The sequence below is a fragment of the Roseibium sp. RKSG952 genome (assembly GCF_009711355.1).
Genome location: NZ_SMMF01000193.1, coordinates 1 through 348, shown reverse-complemented (window position 1 = coordinate 348; position 348 = coordinate 1). Strand labels below are relative to the sequence as shown.

Here is a 348-nt window from a genome sequence, read left to right as displayed (position 1 = left end):
GATCGGCCACAAGACAACCAGCATCGAAACGGCCGGTTCCGTAACGCTCGCGTCTTCTACCCGTGGCGTTTATCTGGTCAATGGCACTGTCGAGTTGACGCGTGATGGTGTCAAAGCCGGTCCCGACAGTTTCCCCGGCTGGGAGGCTATCCAGGCCGAAGCGATCACAGGCGGCTTCAAGGTGCTCTGGAAAAACGCGGCTGGAGAATATGGTGAGTGGATCACCAATGCGGCCGGTGAATACCTGAGTAGCGCCAGCCTCGAAAATTTTGTGGATGTCGAAACGTTCTACAATGTCGACCTGAACGGGGACGGCACGATCGGGCACAAGACAACCAGCATCGAAAC

1 pseudogene is annotated in these 348 nt (G+C 56.6%); it reads left to right on the top strand.

The annotated features are described in order from the left end of the window. Positions 1–348: pseudogene (locus tag E1297_RS00470) on the top strand (hypothetical protein); the annotation flags it as partial.